This window comes from Streptomyces sp. 13-12-16, from assembly GCF_002114215.1.
Taxonomy (GTDB): domain Bacteria; phylum Actinomycetota; class Actinomycetes; order Streptomycetales; family Streptomycetaceae; genus Streptomyces.
On the sequence record NZ_NCTE01000752.1, the window covers coordinates 1 to 4,842 of the forward strand.

A 4,842-nucleotide genomic window follows, 5' to 3' on the forward strand; every position below is an offset into this window, starting at 1 on the left:
CGTCGCCGCCGGCGCCCGGACGCTCCTCGCGCACGTCGAGGTCTCCCTCGCCCGCGCCGACCGGGAGCGCACCGCCGCCGACGCCGCCAGGGCCCGCCGCGAGCAGGAACTCGCCCGCGCCCGCGCCGAGGGGCGCGATCTCAAGGCGGAACTCGACAAGTTGACGGATTCAGTTCACCGGGGCGAGGTACTCGGCGCCGAGAAACGGCTGCGGGTGGAGCAGCTGGAGACCAAGGCGCTGGAGGAACTGGGTGTGGAACCGGCCGGGCTGGTGTCGGAGTACGGCCCGCACCAGCCGGTGCCGCCCTCGCCCCCCGCCGAGGGCGAAGAGCTGCCGGAGGACCCCGAGCACCCGCGCAACAGGCCCCGCCCCTTCGTACGGGCCGAGCAGGAGAAGCGCCTGAAGGCCGCCGAGCGCGCCTACCAGCGGCTCGGCAAGGTGAACCCGCTGGCCCTGGAGGAGTTCGCGGCGCTGGAGGAACGCCACCAGTTCCTCGGCGAGCAGCTGGAGGACCTGAAGAAGACCCGCGCGGACCTGCTCCAGGTGGTCAAGGAGGTCGACGAACGCGTCGAGCAGGTCTTCACCGAGGCCTACCGGGACACCGCGCGCGAGTTCGAGGGCGTCTTCTCCCGGCTGTTCCCGGGCGGTGAGGGGCGGCTGGTGCTGACCGACCCCGACAACATGCTCACCACGGGCGTGGAGGTCGAGGCGCGTCCGCCCGGCAAGAAGGTCAAGCGGCTCTCCCTGCTCTCGGGCGGTGAGCGGTCGCTGACCGCCGTGGCGATGCTCGTGTCGATCTTCAAGGCCCGGCCCAGCCCGTTCTACGTCATGGACGAGGTCGAGGCCGCCCTCGACGACACCAACCTCCAGCGGCTGATCCGGATCATGCAGGAGCTGCAGGAGGCCTCGCAGCTGATCGTGATCACGCACCAGAAGCGCACCATGGAGGTCGCCGACGCGCTCTACGGCGTCTCCATGCAGGGCGACGGCGTGTCCAAGGTCATCAGCCAGCGGCTGCGCTAGACCGGCACACAATCTTCAAGTCATGAACGATCTCTACTCCGTCGCGTCTTAAAACTCACAGCACACGGCCTATTGACTTCAAAAGTTGAAGGCATAGTCTCTGCAATGTTGTTTTTACCTTCAGGTACCTTCAGCTGGACCTCGAAGGGCTGACCCCCATCCGGCGATGTTGCCGGTGGCCCGAGGAGTACACGTGACCAGCACAGCGCAGGCACAGAAGTCAGGAGCCAGGACGGCTCACCCCGAACATCTCGGGCACGTCATCTTCATCGCGGCAGCGGCCGCCATGGGCGGTTTCCTCTTCGGCTACGACAGCTCCGTGATCAACGGCGCCGTCGAGGCCATCCGCGACCGCTACGACATCGGCTCCGCCGCGCTCGCACAGGTCATCGCCGTCGCCCTGATCGGCTGTGCCATCGGTGCCGCGACGGCCGGCCGCATAGCCGACCGCATCGGCCGCATCCGGTGCATGCAGATCGCCGCGGTCCTGTTCACCATCAGCGCCGTCGGCTCCGCGCTGCCCTTCGCGCTGTGGGACCTCGCCTTCTGGCGGATCGTCGGCGGCTTCGCCATCGGCATGGCCTCCGTCATCGGCCCGGCCTACATCGCCGAGGTCGCCCCGCCCGCCTACCGCGGCCGGCTCGGCTCCTTCCAGCAGGCCGCGATCGTCGTCGGCATCGCCGTCTCGCAGCTGGTCAACTGGGGCATCCTCAACGCCGCCGACGGCGACCAGCGCGGTGAGCTGATGGGCCTGGAGGCCTGGCAGGTCATGCTCGGCGTCATGGTGATCCCGGCCGTCCTCTACGGCCTGCTCTCCTTCGCCATCCCCGAGTCCCCGCGCTACCTGATCTCCGTCGGCAAGCACGAGCGCGCCCGGCAGATCCTCGAAGAGGTCGAGGGCAAGGACATCGACCTGACCGCCCGTGTCACCGAGATCGAGTCGGCGATGCACCGCGAGGAGAAGTCCAGCTTCAAGGACCTGCTCGGCGGCAGCTTCTTCTTCAAGCCGATCGTCTGGATCGGTATCGGCCTGTCGGTGTTCCAGCAGTTCGTCGGCATCAACGTCGCGTTCTACTACTCCTCGACGCTGTGGCAGTCGGTCGGCGTCGACCCGACGGACTCGTTCTTCTACTCGTTCACCACGTCGATCATCAACATCGTCGGCACCGTCATCGCGATGATCTTCGTCGACCGCATCGGCCGCAAGCCGCTCGCGATCATCGGCTCCGTCGGCATGGTGATCGGCCTGGCCCTCGAGGCCTGGGCCTTCTCCGCCGACCTCGTCGACGGAGCGCTGCCCGCCACCCAGGGCTGGGTCGCCCTGATCGCCGCGCACGTCTTCGTCCTCTTCTTCGCCCTGTCGTGGGGCGTGGTCGTCTGGGTCATGCTCGGCGAGATGTTCCCCAACCGGATCCGCGCCGCCGCCCTCGGTGTCGCCGCCGCCGCGCAGTGGGTCGCCAACTGGGCCATCACCGCGAGCTTCCCCTCGCTGGCCGACTGGAACCTGTCGGTCACCTACGTGATCTACACGGTCTTCGCCGCGCTCTCCATCCCGTTCGTCCTGAAGTTCGTGAAGGAGACGAAGGGCAAGGCGCTGGAGGAGATGGGCTGAGCCGCAGCCCCCAAGACCGGGGAGAAGGGTTCAAGTCCCCGCTGCCCCTCTCCTCGTACCCTCACCGCCGCCCGGCCCGGGTCACTTCCCGGCCGGGCGGCGGTGCGTGTCCCGGGGGCCAGGCGTCCGGCACCGCCTTCGCGGACCCCGCACACGTCCGATACTGGACGCGTTGTGCCCCACCCCCGAGGGCTTCCCGCCCGGCACGGGGCAGAGCGTCGGGCCGGCCCGGCCCGACGGGGCCGAGGGCCCCGCGCGTACAAAGAACGGCCTCGCGGGAGGCCACGCCATACTGGGGCTGTTATGGACATCGTCATCCTTGCTGTAGTCATCGCCGTGGTCGTGCTCGGCGCGCTCGGCGGGCTCATCGTCGGCAGCCGGCGCAAGAAGCCGCTGCCCCCGCCGCCGCCCGCCGCGCCCGACATCACCGCCCCTCCGGCCGAGCCGCACGTCGGCGAAGAGGCCGAGAAGCCGCGGGAGGAACCGCGGCGCACCATAGAGGAGGTTGATCTTCCGGCGGGCGCCGGTCCCGTCGTCATCGAGGAACCGCCCGCCGCCGAGGCTCCCGAGATCGAGATCCCGGAGCCCACCGCCGGCCGTCTGGTCCGGCTGCGCGCCCGTCTCTCCCGTTCGCAGAACGCCCTGGGCAAGGGCCTGCTCGTCCTGCTGTCCCGCGAGCACCTCGACGAGGACACCTGGGAGGAGATCGAGGACACCCTGCTCACCGCCGACGTCGGTGTGCAGCCCACCCAGGAGCTGGTCGAGCGGCTGCGCGAGCGCGTGAAGGTGCTCGGCACCCGCACCCCCGAGGAGCTGCGCGGGCTGCTCCGCGAGGAGCTGATCACGCTGGTCGGTCCCGAGATGGACCGCACCGTGCACACCGAGAACGCGGCCGGAGGACCCGGCATCGTGATGGTCGTCGGCGTCAACGGCACCGGCAAGACCACCACCACCGGCAAGCTCGCGCGCGTCCTGGTCGCCGACGGCAACACCGTCGTGCTCGGCGCCGCCGACACCTTCCGTGCCGCCGCCGCCGATCAGCTGCAGACCTGGGGCGAGCGGGTCGGCGCCCACACCGTGCGCGGTCCGGAGGGTGGTGACCCGGCCTCCGTCGCGTTCGACGCGGTCAAGGAGGGCAAGGAGATGACCGCCGACGCCGTGCTCATCGACACCGCGGGGCGGTTGCACACCAAGACCGGTCTCATGGACGAGCTCGGCAAGGTCAAGCGGGTCGTGGAGAAGCAGGCCCCGCTGGACGAGGTGCTGCTCGTGCTCGACGCCACCACCGGGCAGAACGGTCTGGTCCAGGCGCGGGTGTTCGCCGAGGTCGTCGACATCACCGGCATCGTGCTCACCAAGCTGGACGGTACGGCCAAGGGCGGCATCGTGATCGCCGTGCAGCGTGAGCTGGGTGTGCCGGTCAAGCTGATCGGGCTCGGTGAGGGGGCGGACGATCTGGCGCCGTTCGAGCCGGAGGCGTTCGTGGATGCGCTTATCGGGGAGTGAGTCCCTGACTCCGGTTCCGACTTCGTCGGACGGAATCGGCAGACGCGAAGAAGCGCCCGCCCCCGAGCAGACCGGGGGACGGGCGCTTCGCCGTGTACGGGGGGTGCCTCGTGTCGGTGTGGACCGGGGGTGGGGTTGCGCGGCCCGACGGCGGGGTGCCTCCCCCAGAGGGGGTTACCCCCAGCGTCCGCCCGTGCCGCCCTGGGGGTGCCTCCCAGGCCCTTGAGGCACTGGGGGAGGTGTGACTGCCCGCAGGAACGGCTACGTTCCCGATCGGTGGGCCACGTAGGCCAGGGTGCCGAGCAGCAGGCGGGCCTCCGGTGGCTGGGACGCAGAGTCCGGGTCGGGGGAGCGGAGCCAGCGGACCGGGCCCAGGTCGCCCCGGTCGGACGGTGGTGCCGTGATGTGCGTACCGGGTCCGAGGCCGCGCAGGTCCAGGGCGGCCGGGACGTCCCAGCCCATGCGGTAGAGCAGGTCGGGGAGCGCGGCGGCGGCGCCGGGGGCGACGAAGAAGTGGGCGCGGCCGTCCGGGGTGGCGGCGACCGGGCCGACCGGCAGGCCCATGCGTTCCAGCCGGGCCAGGGCGTGGCGGCCGGCGGCCTCCGCGACCTCGATCACGTCGAACGCCCGCCCGACCGGCAGCATCAGCGAGGCCCCCGGGAACTCCGACCAGACCGCGGTCACCTCGTCCAGCGGGGCC

4 protein-coding genes are annotated in these 4,842 nt (G+C 70.5%); 3 read left to right on the plus strand and 1 reads right to left on the minus strand.

The annotated features are described in order from the left end of the window. The 3 genes from B7767_RS28000 to ftsY all read left to right on the plus strand — a co-directional run. The coding region (locus tag B7767_RS28000; RefSeq protein ID WP_085574603.1) for an AAA family ATPase at positions 1-1,024 on the plus strand (1,024 nt) is incomplete at its 5' end. 193 nt (positions 1,025-1,217) lie between these two features. Beyond that, positions 1,218-2,636, plus strand: coding sequence for a sugar porter family MFS transporter (locus B7767_RS28005; protein ID WP_085574604.1), 1,419 nt, complete (start codon positions 1,218-1,220; stop codon positions 2,634-2,636). A gap of 303 nt (positions 2,637-2,939) precedes the next feature. Beyond that, positions 2,940-4,142: a signal recognition particle-docking protein FtsY gene (gene ftsY, locus B7767_RS28010; protein WP_085574605.1), complete on the plus strand. Its 1,203-nt coding sequence runs from the start codon at positions 2,940-2,942 to the stop codon at positions 4,140-4,142. 261 nt (positions 4,143-4,403) lie between these two features. Here the strand turns inward: ftsY and B7767_RS28015 are convergent. Next, on the minus strand, positions 4,404-4,842 hold a 439-nt coding region (locus tag B7767_RS28015; protein ID WP_107486375.1), incomplete at its 5' end, for a bifunctional DNA primase/polymerase.